At 47.0% G+C, this 15,591-nt stretch carries 11 protein-coding genes; 7 read left to right on the forward strand and 4 right to left on the reverse strand.

All coding sequences use genetic code 11. From position 1 onward, the window contains the following. Positions 1 to 61 precede the first annotated feature (61 nt). A complete protein-coding gene (locus tag BM099_RS08830) occupies positions 62 to 544 on the forward strand; it encodes a universal stress protein (protein ID WP_177201128.1) in 483 nt (160 codons plus the stop codon). Positions 545 to 653: 109 nt separating this feature from the next. Here the strand turns inward: BM099_RS08830 and BM099_RS20295 are convergent, their stop codons facing one another. The 4 genes from BM099_RS20295 to BM099_RS08845 form a co-directional block, all read right to left on the reverse strand. Next, positions 654 to 899 carry a hypothetical protein gene (locus BM099_RS20295; protein ID WP_143083753.1) on the reverse strand — a complete coding sequence of 82 codons (246 nt, stop codon included), beginning with the start codon at positions 897 to 899 and terminating at the stop codon, positions 654 to 656. A 51-nt stretch (positions 900 to 950) separates the two neighbouring features. Continuing rightward, entirely contained in the window at positions 951 to 2,288 is a 1,338-nt protein-coding gene (locus BM099_RS08835) for a Na+/H+ antiporter NhaC family protein (RefSeq protein ID WP_090726907.1), read from the reverse strand. Positions 2,289 to 2,604: 316 nt separating this feature from the next. Then, a complete protein-coding gene (gene fghA / locus BM099_RS08840) occupies positions 2,605 to 3,447 on the reverse strand; it encodes an S-formylglutathione hydrolase (protein WP_090726909.1) in 843 nt (280 codons plus the stop codon). Positions 3,448 to 3,526: 79 nt separating this feature from the next. After that, on the reverse strand, positions 3,527 to 4,657 hold the full coding sequence (locus BM099_RS08845) for an S-(hydroxymethyl)glutathione dehydrogenase/class III alcohol dehydrogenase (protein ID WP_090726911.1): 1,131 nt from the start codon (positions 4,655 to 4,657) through the stop codon (positions 3,527 to 3,529). A 127-nt stretch (positions 4,658 to 4,784) separates the two neighbouring features. On the opposite strand from BM099_RS08845, the gene BM099_RS08850 reads away from it, so the two are divergent. The 6 genes from BM099_RS08850 to BM099_RS08875 all read left to right on the forward strand — a co-directional run bounded on the left by BM099_RS08850 (position 4,785) and on the right by BM099_RS08875 (position 15,580). After that, positions 4,785 to 5,654 carry a LysR substrate-binding domain-containing protein gene (locus tag BM099_RS08850; RefSeq protein ID WP_090726913.1) on the forward strand — a complete coding sequence of 290 codons (870 nt, stop codon included), beginning with the start codon at positions 4,785 to 4,787 and terminating at the stop codon, positions 5,652 to 5,654. Between the two features lie 73 nt (positions 5,655 to 5,727). Further along, a complete protein-coding gene (locus tag BM099_RS08855; RefSeq protein WP_090726915.1) occupies positions 5,728 to 6,078 on the forward strand; it encodes a hypothetical protein in 351 nt (116 codons plus the stop codon). A gap of 368 nt (positions 6,079 to 6,446) precedes the next feature. Continuing rightward, positions 6,447 to 7,430, forward strand: coding sequence for a TAXI family TRAP transporter solute-binding subunit (locus tag BM099_RS08860; RefSeq protein ID WP_090726917.1), 984 nt, complete (start codon positions 6,447 to 6,449; stop codon positions 7,428 to 7,430). 74 nt (positions 7,431 to 7,504) lie between these two features. Further along, a complete protein-coding gene (locus BM099_RS08865) occupies positions 7,505 to 10,141 on the forward strand; it encodes a TRAP transporter permease (RefSeq protein WP_198064118.1) in 2,637 nt (878 codons plus the stop codon). 79 nt (positions 10,142 to 10,220) lie between these two features. Continuing rightward, the gene (locus tag BM099_RS08870) at positions 10,221 to 10,658 is read left to right on the forward strand and encodes a universal stress protein (protein WP_090726919.1); all 438 of its coding nucleotides are present in this window, start codon (positions 10,221 to 10,223) and stop codon (positions 10,656 to 10,658) included. A gap of 92 nt (positions 10,659 to 10,750) precedes the next feature. Next, positions 10,751 to 15,580: an NAD-glutamate dehydrogenase gene (locus BM099_RS08875; RefSeq protein ID WP_090726921.1), complete on the forward strand. Its 4,830-nt coding sequence runs from the start codon at positions 10,751 to 10,753 to the stop codon at positions 15,578 to 15,580. Positions 15,581 to 15,591: the final 11 nt, after the last annotated feature.

Consider the following 15,591-nt stretch of genomic DNA (forward strand, 5'->3'; position numbering starts at 1 on the left):
ATTCACAAAATACTGCGCTTTATAAATGAAGTAAATAATAATTACAATGGAGTTTAGTACGATGTTACCCGAAATAAATCATATTTTGTACGCTTCAGATCTTGGCAAAAACTCACGTGAAGTGTTTAGGTTGGCTGCAAAGCTGGCGTTTGATAATAAGGCTCATATCACCTTCCTCAACGTTCTTGAGCCAATAGGGAAGACGACTGAGGAGATGATGGCTCAGCATTTATCAGAGGGAGCGCTGAAAAAAATTAATGAGGATGGCCTTACATCATTGAAGAAAAAAATTGAGCATCGCATTGAAATTTTTTGCCAACAGGAGCTGCCTGATGGATTTGAATATCCGCAAGGTTATCCGGAAGCTTTGGTAATGCAGGGGCGACCTGAAGAAGTAATTATTGAAGAGGCGGAGCGCCTTGGTGTCGATATGATTGTTATGGGAACGCGCACTCACTCTAGCCTAAAGAAACTCTTCTTGGGCTCAACGGCGCAGCGAGTATTACAGGAAAGCAAAGTCCCTGTTATTATTGTGCCATTGTAACCGCATTAACAATCGAGTAAATCTATGGATAGATTTAGGCTACCCTTAGCTGTGTCAGCAACGTAAATACTTCGCAGCCAACAGCGATGTTTGGGACCTTGGTTGCCAATTAGATCCGAGGTAATTGTGCAACCAAACAGGATCTGCTATCTATTTGGGCCGCTATAGCCGGTAACCCAGTGAGGCATATTCTATAATCACCCAGTGAAGGTAAATCGTCAGGAGGAATACAACCAACAGGAAGCATTTCTTCGACTTCAACGATGACATGTTCTACTTCCAGTTCCCTGATATTCAACTGTCGTTGTGTTTCTGTTGGTTCCAATATATCAACAGCGTTAGTGTCTAAACTCAACGCCTTTAGGGACCTGAACTCTTAACCTCCTTTTGTTAAAGCGTTATCCTGTTATTTCAGCGCGTCCAGCGTGCGGTCTTCCTGATCTGAAGATTTTGCTCTGAAAATAATAGTCCCTAGTGCAACCAGCCCCAACAACCAGCTGTAGTGAATATTAGCGATTATCAGCAATGGCGATAGTCCGGCGATGGATCCGGCGAGTAATACCTGAGCACCATAGGGTAGCAGCCCCTGTACAACACAGGAGAAGATATCTAACAGACACGCGCTACGGCGGGGATCAACGTTTTGGCGCTGGGCGATATCTTTGGCCAGGCTGCCGCAAATAATGATGGAGACAGTGTTATTGGCGGTGCAGACGTTAGTCAGTGCCACGGCGGCGCTGATGGCAGCTTCGCCCGCACGCGTACTGGGGGCGTTGTTCTGGCCTTTCGTGGTTAAACGTTCAATCTGCTGAGCAAGGAATTCTAATCCGCCCTGTGCTTTCATCAGCGCACCCAGCCCGCCGATGAGCATCGATAGAATCATGATCTCCTGCATGCCGGTATAGCCCGCATAGATATCTTTGGAGAACTGTGCGATGGCATAATCAGGCAGAGTAGCCAGGCCGATTACGCCCGCCAGCACGATACCGCTGAACAGTACCAGCAAAACATTCATACCGGATAATGCCAGCGCCAGTACAGCGAGGTAGGGTAGCACTTTGATCAATTCATAATCTGCCGCTTGGGGAATGCTTGCATTCACTCCCTGCAGGTATAACCAGACAAGGGTAACGAGAGCAGCAGGAACGGCGATCTTAACGTTCATACGGAACTTGTCGCGCATATCGCAGCCCTGAGAGCGGGTCGCGGCGATGGTCGTATCAGAGATAATCGACAAGTTATCACCGAACATCGCACCACCGACGACCGCACCGATACAAAGGGGCAGAGACAGGTCGCTGACTTCGGTGAGCCCAACGGCGATAGGTGCCATCGCCGCGATGGTTCCCATCGAGGTGCCCATAGCGGTGGCAATAAAGGCAGTAATAACGAACAGACCCGGCAGTACCAATTCTGATGGAATAATGCTCAGACCGAAATTCACGGTAGCGTCGACGCCGCCAACGGCTTTGGCAACGCTGGCAAAAGCGCCGGCCAGCAGATAGATAAGACACATCGTGATGATGGTGTTGTCACCTACACCCTTGATAAAGGTTTCCAGACGTTTGTTCAGATCACCGCTACTCAGCAGTAATCCCAGAACAATTGCAGGCAAGATCGCTACCGGTGCAGAGATCTGATAAAAAGCGTATTCAGCATTCACTGATTGGTAGTAAACACCGCTGCCGATAAACAAGGTCAGAAATAACAATAGAGGTAGTAGAGCGAGCGGATTAGCTCTCATCTTAGGCTCCCGGAATGTAAATAGAGTGTAGGTAAACAATCAGAAAAAAAACCTATCATTCTTGTGAAATGGAGGTTAAATACAGGGTGTAGTCAGTTTTGAGCAGGCAACACCGCTATGAATGGCAGCATTATACGGAGTCAGTGGTACAGGGCTAATATTGATTTACTATGAGCGATAGAGTTTTAGTTATAAAAGAAAATATTTTGATAGCTTTACGGAATAATGATTTAAAAGGCTGCTGGCAAATATCCAGAAAACCAGCCTGCACCCATTTATCCAGTAGGTTGTTGAGTGCAGGCATAATGCTTACTGTTTATCTGGCTTTCAAATATTCACTGTGAAAACGCAGATGCTCCTCAATAAAGCTGGCGATAAAGTAGTAGCTGTGGTCATAGCCTTCATGGTGGCGCAGTTGTAACGGGTAGTTACTTGCCTGGCTTGCCGCCAGCAATGCTTCAGGTTTAAGCTGCGTAGCCAAAAAATCATCGGCTTCACCCTGGTCAACTAACGCAGGTACATGCTGTGTTGCCGAGCGCATCAGCTCGCTGGAATCGTGTTGACGCCATGCTTCTTTATCTTTGCCTAAATAAGCAGAGAAAGCTTTCTCTCCCCACGGACAGTTCATCGGATTGCTGATGGGGCTAAATGCAGAGACGGAGCAGTATCGTTCCGGGTTGCGCATGGCAATCGTCAGAGCGCCATGTCCTCCCATGGAGTGTCCGGCAATCGCGCGCTGCTGAGTCACCGGAAAGGTCTTTTCGATGAGGTCAGGCAGTTCCGACACGACATAGTCGTACATTTGATAGTGGCTTTTCCATGGCACTTGTGTGGCATTGACATAAAAGCCAGCACCTTTGCCCAGGTCATAACTATCATCATCAGCGACATCGTCACCACGTGGGCTGGTATCCGGCGCCACAATGGCAATGCCCAATTCAGCAGCAATACGCTGAGCAGCGGCTTTTTGCATAAAATTTTCATCGCTGCAGGTTAGACCTGACAGCCAGTACAGCACAGGTACTTTAGCGCCCGTCAGTGTCTGAGGAGGTAAGTAGATAGCAAAGCGCATCTGGCAGTTTAAGCGTGTTGAGTGGTGGTTATATTGCTTATGCCAGCCGCCAAAGCTTTTATTACGGCTTATGTTTTCTATTGTCATACAGCACTCCGTAGGGCCTTTTCGTGCACCTGGATAATGTAGAGTTATCCGTTACAAAAAGGCCGCTGCATTAGCTCGGTTATTTATCGAAGTGAATCACAGTACGAATACTTTTACCTTCGTGCATCAGATCAAACGCGTCGTTGATGCCTTCAAGCCCCATCGTATGAGTGATGAAATGATCCAGCTTGAATTCGCCTTTTAAATAGCGCTCAACGTATTCAGGTAATTCTGTACGGCCTTTAACACCACCAAAGGCACTACCACGCCAGACTCGCCCGGTAACGAGCTGGAAAGGACGGGTCGAGATCTCTTGTCCTGCACCGGCAACACCAATAATGACCGATTCACCCCAGCCTTTGTGGCAGCACTCTAAAGCAGATCGCATCACATCAACATTACCGATACATTCGAAGGAAAAATCAACGCCGCCATCGGTTAGCTCTACAATCACTTCCTGAATAGGCTTATCGTAGTTTTTCGGGTTAATGCAGTCGGTAGCGCCAAGCTGGCGGGCCAGGTCAAATTTGCTTTCATTAATATCGATCGCAATAATTCGGCTGGCTTTAGCCATGGTTGCGCCAATGACCGCCGATAAACCGATACCGCCAATACCGAAAATAGCAACCGTATCGCCTTCCTGAACCTTAGCGGTATTCATGACCGCGCCCATACCGGTGGTTACACCACAGCCCAGCAGGCAGACTTCTTCCAGTGGCGCTTTCTTATTAACTTTTGCTAACGATATTTCAGGTAATACGGTGTATTCAGAGAAAGTAGAGCAGCCCATGTAATGATAAATAGGTTGGCCATTGATAGAGAAGCGGGTCGTGCCATCCGGCATTAAGCCTTTGCCCTGTGTTTCACGGATCTTTTGGCAGAGGTTGGTTTTACCGGATTTACAGAATTTACATTCACCGCACTCTGGCGTGTACAGAGGAATGACATGATCACCGACAGCAACACTAGTGACACCTTCGCCGATTGATTCAACGATACCGCCACCTTCGTGACCTAAAATTGCCGGGAAGATACCTTCAGGGTCATCGCCCGACAGAGTGAAAGCGTCGGTATGGCACACGCCCGAGGCAAGTATGCGTACACGGACTTCTCCTTTTTGCGGAGGCATTACATCGACTTCTTCGATAGAGAGGGGTTGGCCTGCAGCCCAGGCAACAGCCGCTTTTGATTTAATAATATTTCCGCTCATGGTCGACTCTCTTAGCTGGTTGTTAATTTAATGATGATGAGCCTAGTGTAGTTGTTTCTCAGATGTTTATAATCTAGCATTTTATCAAATCACTTTTACGAGCTGGTAATAATGTGTAGCTTGAATCATGTTTAATTGGGAAGGTGTCACTGAGTTCGTTGCTGTGGCCGAAAAAGAAAGCTTCACCGCCGCCGCGAAGCAACTTGGTATTTCTACTGCGCAAGTGAGCCGCCAAGTGAGTGCGTTGGAAAGTCGGCTGGCAACCAAGCTGTTTTACCGTACCACACGACAGGTATCAGTAACGGAAGCAGGGGAGATCTACTATCAGCACTGCCGCCAGGTACTAGATGGTCTTGAGAATGCAGAGCGTGCACTCAGTAATCTGCAAAGTGCACCGCGCGGTAAGCTTAGAATAACAGCACCGACGACCTACGGTGAAAGTAAAATTGCGCCATTAATTAATAGTTTTGTCAGCCAGTATTCTGATCTTGAAGTGTATTGCCAGTTTACGAATCAAAAAGTCGATCTGATTGAAAACGGTTTTGATATGGCTATTCGTCTGGGAAAGCTAGAAGACTCCAGTATGATGGCTAAACGTCTTTCTTCACGTCGTCTGTTTGTTTGTGCTTCTCATGCGTATCTATCAACGCATGGTGAACCTCACCTCGTATCGGAGCTGGAGCATCATAATTGTTTACAGGGCACGCTTGAATATTGGCGTTTTCAGGAGAAAGGCCAGGAACGTAATATCAAAACACATGGCAGTCTCAGCTATAACAGTGGATTGGCTTTATTAGATGCCGCCTTAAAAGGATTGGGGATTGTTCAATTGCCCGACTACTATGTGCAGGAATATATTCAAAGCGGTGAGTTGATTGCGTTATTAGAAAACTATCAGCCATCAGATGAAGGGGTCTGGGCACTGTATCCGCATAACCGCCACCTGTCCCCGAAAGTGAGGGTGCTGTTAGATTACCTGAGTGAACATTTAGACTGATATAATTCATTGGGCTTGTCAGTCTATCGCTGTCATTCAGCATTTCAAACAATATCGCCGGAAGATGTTAGCAATGAACACTGAAATAGAAGAGAAAAAGAAGTATCTGCTTCACTGGATGTACGACTTCATCGAAGATGACGATGAGCCGGCTTATCAAAAGAAAGATGTCGACGAGTGTGATCAGATCCTCACAGCGTTTATCAATGCTGTTGACGGCAGTGAGCACAAGTCCGAATTTGCCTGGATTTCATCTCAGGTTGAACGACTGGTGAAAACACTCAATATACTTAATGAAAAACATCAGCATCAACTGCTGGAAACTCATCAGCGCGAAGATCTGTGTGCGCTGATCAGTTTGGTCATTGCACATGCAGGCCATGATTATGAAGAAGACTTAACAGAGCAGTGGCGCGAGTGGTAATAAATTATACCGGGCAGCTATGCTAGCTGCCTGTTCCGCAATATCACTTCTAAGCACTAATAAGAATGAAGCTTTAGCTGTATTTGACCTTACTTAAGCACAATCAAACTGTGTTTTACCGATGAAAAACCTAGCTAAGTGCTTAATTTTACTAAATTGGCACGCCAGGAGGTATTATTGGCATGGAAGGCGGTCTTCCGCCTGTGTTGTTTCTCGTATCGTGTAAATATCTCCTCAAGTAGAGGAGCAAGAAGTCATGTTGCATGGTGTTTACCAGGCAACGCTCAGTTCATACAAGGCTGAAATGTACTTCACGCATTTACTTCATGCACTTCCCAAACGGGAATATAACGATAAGAAGGATTACCATGTCACTTAAAAATAAACTTGCTACGACATTGCTGTCATCAGCTGTTGGCCTAGCCGCTTCTTTTAGCGTAATGGCAGCCGAACAAACATACGTAACTATCGGTACCGGTGGTCAGACGGGAGTTTACTACGTTGTTGGTCAGTCGATCTGCCGTTTGGTTAACCGTGGTACAGATGAGCACGGCATTAAATGTACAGCACCATCAACGGGTGGTTCTGTGGCTAACATTAATGCAATCCGTCAGAATCAGCAGGATATGGGCCTGGCACAGTCAGACTGGCAGAACTATGCGCTTGAAGGTACGACCCATGAATCATTTATAGAACAGGGACCATTTACAGACTTGCGCGCCATGTTTGCTGTACATAATGAGCCTTTTACTGTAGTTGCCCGTGCCGATTCAGGCATCGAAACGTTTGATGACTTACCCGGTAAGCGTGTCAACTTGCAAAACCCGGGTTCAGGTACTCGCGGTACGATGGAAGTACTGATGGAAAGAAAAGGCTGGACGAAGGATACGTTCAAGCTGGCAGCAGAGCTTAAAGCATCTGAACAGGCTCAGGCGTTATGTGATAACAAAATTGATGTCATGATTTACTCTGTAGGCCATCCATCCGGAGCCATCAAAGAAGCAACCACGTCATGCGAAGCAAAAGTGATCCCGGTAAACGGTGGCGTTATCGATACGCTTCTCGCTGAAAATGCTTTCTACGCGCCAGCAATCATCAAAGGCGGCATGTATGAGGGTACCGACAAAGACGTAGCAACGTTTGGTAACGCCGCTACAATGGTGACATCGGCTAACGTTAGCGCTGATACTGTCTACCTGGTGGTTAAATCTGTATTCGATAATTTTGATCGTTTCAAAAAGCTGCACCCAGCGTTTGCTGACCTAGATCCTAAGGCGATGATTGCTAACGGTTTGTCTGCACCTTTGCATGAAGGCGCTGTTCGTTACTACAAAGAACAAGGCTGGATGTAATTTTCAACTAGCCAAAGAAGGGATGTGTAGCATCCCTTCTTTCTTATTCCTGATTCCAGTGTTGGGAGATGAATATGACGGATTCAGACAAACAGAACAAAAACACGCAAACAGCACTCGATGAAAAAGAACTCCAGGAAATGGTCGCAGCCAGTGATACTGGCGCACGTATCCCGCACGGTTGGCAGGGTAAACTACTGTTAGGCACCGCGCTCGTCTGGTCACTTTTTCAACTATGGATAGCATCACCCCTTCCTTTTTATGATTGGCCTCTTATCGGCAGCTTTGGTATTTTCAACGACACCGAAGTCCGCGCTATTCATTTGGGTTTTGCTACGTTCCTGGCATTTACGGCCTATCCGGCCCTTGCTCACTCACCACACCATCGTGTCCCACTTAACGATATGATACTCAGTGTTGTGGCTGCTTTTTGTGCTTCCTATATCTTCCTGTTTTATGAGCAACTCGTGAGTCGCCCAGGCCTTCCCAATACGCAGGATTTAGTGGTCTCTGTTGCCGGGATTATCTTATTGCTCGAAGCGACACGCAGAACACTGGGTCCGCCATTGATGATCGTGGCGATTGTATTTTTGACCTACTCACTGGCCGGCCCTTATATGCCGGATATCATTGCCCATAAAGGCGTTACACTTAAAGAGCTTGTCAATCACCAATGGCTAACCACTGAAGGCGTTTTTGGTATTGCGCTTGGCGTGTCTTCCGGTTTTGTATTCCTGTTTGTTTTGTTTGGCGCACTGTTGGATAAAGCAGGAGCAGGTAACTATTTCATACAGGTCGCATTCTCGTTATTAGGTCACATGCGTGGCGGTCCGGCTAAAGCGGCGGTCGTTGCTTCAGGCCTGACAGGGCTGATTTCAGGCTCATCCATTGCCAATGTGGTCACCACCGGTACGTTCACCATTCCGATGATGAAACGTGTTGGTTTCTCCGCTGAAAAAGCAGGCGCCGTTGAAGTGGCGTCTTCTGTTAACGGACAGATTATGCCGCCGGTCATGGGTGCTGCAGCATTTTTGATGGTTGAATATGTGGGTATCTCTTATGTAGATGTCATTACCCATGCCTTTTTGCCAGCACTGATCTCTTATATTGCACTGGTATATATTGTGCATTTGGAAGCACTCAAGCTGGATATGCAGGGTCTGCCACGTCGTGGCGCGATTAAGCCCTGGCACCTGCGTGTGATCGGTTTATTGACCGGGTTTATGGTGACGGCTGTTATTGCCGCTGTCGTTTACTATGGCATTGGTTGGATTAAGCCTACCTTCGGTGAATATGCCGGATGGGTAATTGCTGCATTATTAACAGTGACTTACCTCTACTTAGTGCGTTATGCAGCGGCCGTACCTGATCTGAAAAAAGAGAATCCTGATTCTCCGATGATTCAGCTTCCTGAAGTGGGCCCAACGGTTAAATCCGGTCTGCACTTTCTATTGCCGGTAGTGGTACTGGTATGGTGCTTGATGATTGAACGTTTGTCTCCGGGGCTTTCTGCTTTTTGGGCAACCGTACTGATGATCTTTATACTGGTGACACAGCGCCCGTTAATGGCATTTTTTCGCCACCAAGGGGGGATAGGCACACAACTGAGAAGAGGGGCTAACGAACTGATTGACGGACTGATCGTCGGTGCCCGTAACATGATCGGTATCGGTATCGCTACGGCCACCGCCGGTATTATTGTGGGAGCAGTATCGCAAACCGGTGTGGGCTCTGTACTGGCTGATTTGGTTGAGATTCTCTCGATGGGTAACTTGTTACTCATGCTGATTCTGACAGCCATATTGAGTCTGATTCTGGGGATGGGATTACCCACGACCGCTAACTATATTGTAGTGTCCTCGCTATTAGCACCGGTCGTGGTCACCCTCGGGCAAGAGTCGGGCTTGATCGTCCCATTGATTGCCGTTCATCTGTTCGTATTTTACTTCGGTATTATGGCTGATGTAACGCCGCCGGTCGGTTTGGCGTCGTTTGCCGCGGCAGCGGTGTCCGGTGGTGATCCGATTCGTACCGGGTTTGTTGCCTTCAACTACAGTATGCGTACGGCCGTTCTGCCTTTCTTGTTCATCTTCAACACGGATCTTTTGCTGATTAATGTGACGTGGCTTCAAGGGATAATGGTCTTTATTGTAGCTACTATCGCCATACTGATATTTACTGCGGCCACGCAAGGGTTCTTTATCGTGCGCAACCGTTGGTATGAGTCACTGGTGTTGATCTTAATCGCATTTTCGCTTTTCCGTCCGGGTTTCTGGATGGATCAAGTCGTACCGCCTCATAAGCAAATTGCACCGACAGAGCTTCTTCAGGCGGCAGACTCAATGGTGGCTGGAACTGAGTTGCGCCTCTGGATTAAGGGTGAAGATGCGGTGGGTGACGACCGCTCATTTATGGCCAGTATGCAATTAGGTGAGGGCGAAGATGGGGCATCACGATTGGAGTCAGCAGGCTTAGGTTTGCTAACCAAGAACGGTAAGACGATTGTTGATTCCATTGGGTTTGACAGCGCTGCAGAAAAAGCCGGACTGGATTTTGATCAGGTTATTACGGCGGTGGATGTGCCACAAGCACAGCCTGCTAAGGAGTGGATGTACATACCCGCAATGGCCATATTTGCATTGATTGTCTTATTGCAGCGTCGCCGTAAAAAGCCTTCAGCAGCGATAAGTAATGCGGCAAATGCTAGCTAGAAGCTAGCTAAGCTGTCCTATAAATCACCTGGTAACTTGCTATCGCAGTGAGTTATCAGGTTTATAAGAGGTATGAGCAATGTTTAAAAAAGTACTCGTCCCCATTGATCTGAATGAACCCGCTTTCGCAGAAGAAGCGCTGAAACTGGCACTGCGAGAAGTAGAGGACAACGGAGCTGAGTTACACTTGCTCACCGTTGTTCCCGGCTTTACTAATTCATTTGTCGCGGCCTATTTTAGTGAAAAAGACCACATTAACGCGGTAAAAAAGATAGCCGGTAAATTACAGGATTACTCACATACAGTGATGCCGGAGGGAGTCCATCCAATACTGCGTGTATACGAAGGTTCTCCTGCAGAGACGATTGTCGATTACATTACTGCTAAAGAAATTAATCTGGTGATTATGCCGGCGCATCATCGTTCTAAAATTGATGAGTTTTTTCTGGGTTCAGTATCTGCCAGAGTGGCGGAACGGGCTAAATGCTCTGTTCTCCTGCTAAAAGATAACAATTAATACGTGCTAAATCATAAGCTCTGTAACGCCTAAACTGCTTAGCGTTACAGAGCTAAACCGTTCATCTTAACTGGGTTAAAAAATAAATAACTATGCCTGATCAAGCCTCCAACAACAATCCATTGCTGGCTCCTCTCGTTGATCTACTCAATTCGAAATTGCCTACCGATAGCGTGGCTGCTGTAACCAGTTTTGCATATCAATATTATCAATCAACGACGAAAGAAGAGATAAGTGAGCGTTCGTTGGATAACTTGTATGGTGCAACACTTTCTTGCTGGCAGTTCCTGCAAAACTTTGATGCTAAACAACCAAAAATACACGTCTACAATCCTGATTTAGAACAACATGGCTGGCGTGCACAGCATACTGTTATTGAAATTTTGCAGTCTGATATGCCGTTTATGGTCGACTCCGTGCGAATTGAACTTAATCGACGTGGTTTGGTGATCCATACCATCCTTAACGAGGTTATGTTGACCCGGAGAGATGATGGTAAATTACTGAAGTTATGTGATGCCTCTGATAAGGACGCATCTGCGGAAGCGCTCATATATCTTGAGATCGATCGCACCAGTGATGCGGCTGAACTAAAAGCTATTCTCAAATCTTTGCAGCAAGTACTTAATCAAGTAAATACCGTTGTTACAGACTTTTCGAAGATGCAATCTCGCGCTCATGCCTTGTTAGACGAGTTATCTGCGCTTTCTCCTGTTTCCCAAGATCTGGGAGAGCAGGCACAGGACGCACTGGCTTTTCTTAACTGGATGCTGAATAACCGCTTTACCTTTTTAGGTTATGACGAAATCAGCATCGCTGATGGTAAAGTTAGCCGTGTTCCTGGTTGCGAGCTAGGCATACTTAAAACCAAAAATTCGCCAGACAAACTCAAAGAATGCGCCATTGATGATTTGAGCGAAGAAGAGCAGGCACTATTGCTAGAGCCTAGCGTGATTATGTTTGCCAAAGATGCGCAATACTCGCGCGTGCATCGTCCTGCCTACATGGATCGCGTGAATATTAAGCGTTTTGATGCAAAGGGAAATGTCATCGGGGAATGCCGTTTTTACGGACTATATACATCACCTGTGTATTCGGAATCCATCACCACCATACCTGTTATGCAACGCAAAGCAGAAAAGATACTGAGGCGCGCTGGTTTCGATAGTCGTAGTCACAATGGTAAAGAACTGATGCAGATCATGAATGATCTGCCGCGTAATGAGTTGATGCTCGCTACTGAGGATGAATTGCTTGAAATATCTGTAGGCATATTTAGCCTGCATGATCGCCGCCGTATTCGATTGTTATATCGCCAGGATCGTTGTAACCAGTTTGCTACTTTTCTTTACTATGTTCCGCGCGATATTTTTAATACGGCACTACGTATGAAGGTTCAGGCGCTGTTGGCAAAAGCGTGTGGTTCAAGTGATGTAGGATTTACAACGACCTTCAGTGAATCGATCCTCGCAAGAGTCCATTTCGTCCTGCGTTTAGATCCGGATAATCCGGTTGAAGTAGACCTGGCCGAACTTGAATCCGCAGTGATCAATATTTCACAAGATTGGGGTGATGAGCTACATACAGCATTGATGGATGCCTGTGGTGAAGAGAAGGGCAATCATCTCCAAAACAAGTATCGTAACGCCTTTAACAGCGCGTATCGGGAACACTTTAAAGTCACCAGTGCAGCATCTGATATCCAGCGTATCGAAGAACTCAATAGTCATACGCGTGTGACGATGAGTTTTTACCGTGTTCTTGAACAAAGCCAGGATATTTTACGCTTCAAGCTGTTTACTGCGGATCAGCCATTAATACTCTCTGAAGTGATTCCGGTGCTGGAAAACCTGGGAATGCAGGTTCTTGGCGAGCACCCTTATGCCATAAATCGTAATGACGGCAAGGTCTTTTGGATACACGATTTCACATTGATTTATCAAGGTGCTGAGCCTGTTGTACTGGATGAAGTAAAAGACGTTTTCCACAACGCTTTTGCCAGTATCTGGAGCGGTTATGCCGAAAATGATGAGTTTAACCATCTTGTTATTGGTGCCAGCCTCAGCTGGCGTGAAGTATCCATGCTGCGAGCCTACGCGCGTTACAGCAAGCAAATTCGCTCTGCATTTTCACAGCCTTATATAGCCGGTACATTAGCGCGCCATATTCAGGTCACTAAACTGTTGGTAGCGTTATTCCGTGCCCGTCTGGAACCTAACCGACAGAGTAGTGTTAAGGTAGCGGCGCTGGCTGATCGTATCGAAAGCAGCATTATTGATGCGTTGGATAAAGTAGCGAATATCAACGACGATCAGATCTTACGCCGCTTCCTTGAGTTGATTAAAGCCACTCTGCGTACCAGCTTTTTCAAACGTGATGAACACGGCAAGCTGAAAGATTATTTCGCCTTTAAGCTGAACCCGCGCAAAATTAACGCGATGCCATTACCACGTCCGATGTTTGAAGTATTTGTTTACTCAGCAAGGGTGGAAGGGGTGCATCTGCGCGGAGGCAAAGTAGCCCGCGGTGGTTTGCGTTGGTCTGACCGTTTAGAAGATTACCGTACCGAAGTACTGGGGCTGGTGAAAGCACAGCAGGTAAAAAACTCAGTCATCGTACCGGTAGGTGCTAAAGGCGGTTTTGTTGCCAAAAAACTACCAACAAACGGTGACCGTGAAGCGTTTATGGCAGAAGGGATCGCCAGCTACCAGATCTTTATCAGTGCGTTGTTGGATATTACCGATAACCTCGTCGGTGGTGCAGTAGTACCGCCTGTTGACGTGGTTCGTCACGATGAAGATGACCCTTACTTTGTGGTAGCCGCGGATAAAGGCACAGCAACCTTCTCGGATATCGCTAATAAAATAGCGGAGGATCGTGGTTTTTGGCTGGGCGATGCATTTGCATCGGGCGGCTCACAAGGCTATGACCATAAAGGCATGGGGATTACCGCACGAGGAGCATGGGAATCGGTCAAACTACATTTCCGTGAATTAGGACTGAATACGCAAACACAAGCCTTTAGCGTAATCGGTATAGGCGATATGGCGGGTGATGTATTCGGTAACGGTATGTTGCTGTCTGATAAAATCGAGCTATGTGCAGCCTTTAACCACTTACATATCTTTATCGACCCTACGCCAGATACCGCCAGCAGCTTTGTTGAGCGTCAACGACTGTTCGCCTTGCCGCGTTCAAGCTGGGAAGATTATAACGCCGAACTGATTTCGGAAGGCGGTGGGTTATTCTCCCGAGCCGCTAAGTGGATTGATATTTCACCACAAATGAAAGCGCGTTTTGATATTAGTGCCGACCGCTTATCGCCTAATGATCTGCTCACAGCGCTGCTTAAAGCACCTGTTGATTTGATCTGGAATGGTGGTATAGGCACATACGTGAAAGCGACTCACGAAACACACGCGGATGTCGGCGACAAAGCTAATGATAGCCTGCGTATCAATGGTAGCCAATTACGCTGCAAGGTACTGGGCGAAGGAGGCAATCTTGGATTTACGCAACAGGGCCGTATCGAATTTGGTATGCATGGCGGTAAATCCAATACAGACTTTATCGATAATGCCGGTGGGGTTGATTGTTCCGACCACGAAGTGAACATCAAAATATTGCTCAACGAAGTCGTAGCAAACGGTGATATGACGGTTAAGCAACGTAACGCTTTACTACGTGAGATGACCGATGAAGTTGGCTCTCTTGTATTGCAGAACAATTATAAACAAGCCCAGGCGATCAGCGTGGCGCATACTCATGCGCGCCGCTCTATTGATGAATATATACTACTTATCAATCGCTTAGAATCAGAAGGTAAACTAAATCGTGAGATCGAATATATCCCTTCTGATGAGGTATTGCAGACGCGTAAAGCAGCAGGCGAAGGCTTAACTCGTCCGGAACTCTCTGTATTGATTTCCTATACCAAAGGTGAGTTAAAAGAGAAGCTTAATGTGCCATCCATCACCCAGGATGCTTATTTGAGCCGCGCTATTTTTACGGCTTTCCCGCAGCGTCTGGTAAAAGAATTCAATCAGCAGATTGAAAACCACCGCCTGCGTGGTGAAATTATCGCAACGCAAGTGGCTAACGGCATGGTTAACAGTATGGGGATTACCTTTACTGAGCGCCTGTGTCAGATTAGTGGTGCCAGTTTAGCGGATGTTGCGGCTGCCTATGTTATCGCCCGGGATGTGTTTGGAATTGATCAGCTTTGGTCTGATATTGAAGCACTCGATAACCAGGTACCCTCAGCACTGCAACAACAGATGATGGCGGATCTGATTCGTTTGATTCGTCGCGCTACTTATTGGTTCCTGCGTCAGCAGAAATCCAAGATAAATGTTAGTGCAGCGGTTGCTCAATTCCGTCCGGGTAGCATGCAAATCAGTAATCAGATGGCAGATCTGTTGAAAGGTGAACCACGCGCCCGTTGGCAGCAAAAACATGATGAACTGGTTGCAGCAGGCGTGCCAACGGCGTTGGCAAGCGTTGTTGCCGGGGCCGATAACCTGTATTCACTGTTGAGTATTATCCAGGCAGCAGAGCAAACCGGGCAGTCAATTGAGCGGGTCGCACAGATTCACTTTAATTTGGGTGACCGCTTGGAGCTACACTGGTTTGATCATCAGATCAAAGAGATTGAAGCGAACAGCCATTGGGAGTCGATGTCCCGGGATGGTTTCCGTGAAGATCTGACTAAACATCAGCAGGCTATTACCGTTAATGTGTTGAAGACCGGTGCAGAAACGGAAGAGGGCGACTTGTTGGTAAATCAGTGGCTGGAAAGTCGTGATGCGTTGATGAAACGCTGGCAGCGTTTACTCAGTGAAATTCGTAGTACTCCTCAGCCAAATTTTGCAATATTCGCTGTCGCCATCAGGGAATTGCAGGAGTTAGCACACGCTCAATAATACCGGCAAAA

The sequence above is a fragment of the Neptunomonas qingdaonensis genome, from assembly GCF_900113275.1.
Lineage (GTDB): Bacteria > Pseudomonadota > Gammaproteobacteria > Pseudomonadales > Balneatricaceae > Neptunomonas > Neptunomonas qingdaonensis.

Coding starts and splice junctions, on each gene's coding strand:
- BM099_RS08875 (WP_090726921.1), top strand. CDS start 10,751: ATGCCTGATCAAGCCTCCAACAACAATCCATTGCTGGCTCCTCTCGTT.
- BM099_RS08870 (WP_090726919.1), top strand. CDS start 10,221: ATGTTTAAAAAAGTACTCGTCCCCATTGATCTGAATGAACCCGCTTTC.
- fghA (WP_090726909.1), bottom strand. CDS start 3,447: ATGACAATAGAAAACATAAGCCGTAATAAAAGCTTTGGCGGCTGGCAT.
- BM099_RS08830 (WP_177201128.1), top strand. CDS start 62: ATGTTACCCGAAATAAATCATATTTTGTACGCTTCAGATCTTGGCAAA.
- BM099_RS08860 (WP_090726917.1), top strand. CDS start 6,447: ATGTCACTTAAAAATAAACTTGCTACGACATTGCTGTCATCAGCTGTT.
- BM099_RS08855 (WP_090726915.1), top strand. CDS start 5,728: ATGAACACTGAAATAGAAGAGAAAAAGAAGTATCTGCTTCACTGGATG.
- BM099_RS08865 (WP_198064118.1), top strand. CDS start 7,505: ATGACGGATTCAGACAAACAGAACAAAAACACGCAAACAGCACTCGAT.
- BM099_RS08845 (WP_090726911.1), bottom strand. CDS start 4,657: ATGAGCGGAAATATTATTAAATCAAAAGCGGCTGTTGCCTGGGCTGCA.
- BM099_RS08835 (WP_090726907.1), bottom strand. CDS start 2,288: ATGAGAGCTAATCCGCTCGCTCTACTACCTCTATTGTTATTTCTGACC.
- BM099_RS08850 (WP_090726913.1), top strand. CDS start 4,785: ATGTTTAATTGGGAAGGTGTCACTGAGTTCGTTGCTGTGGCCGAAAAA.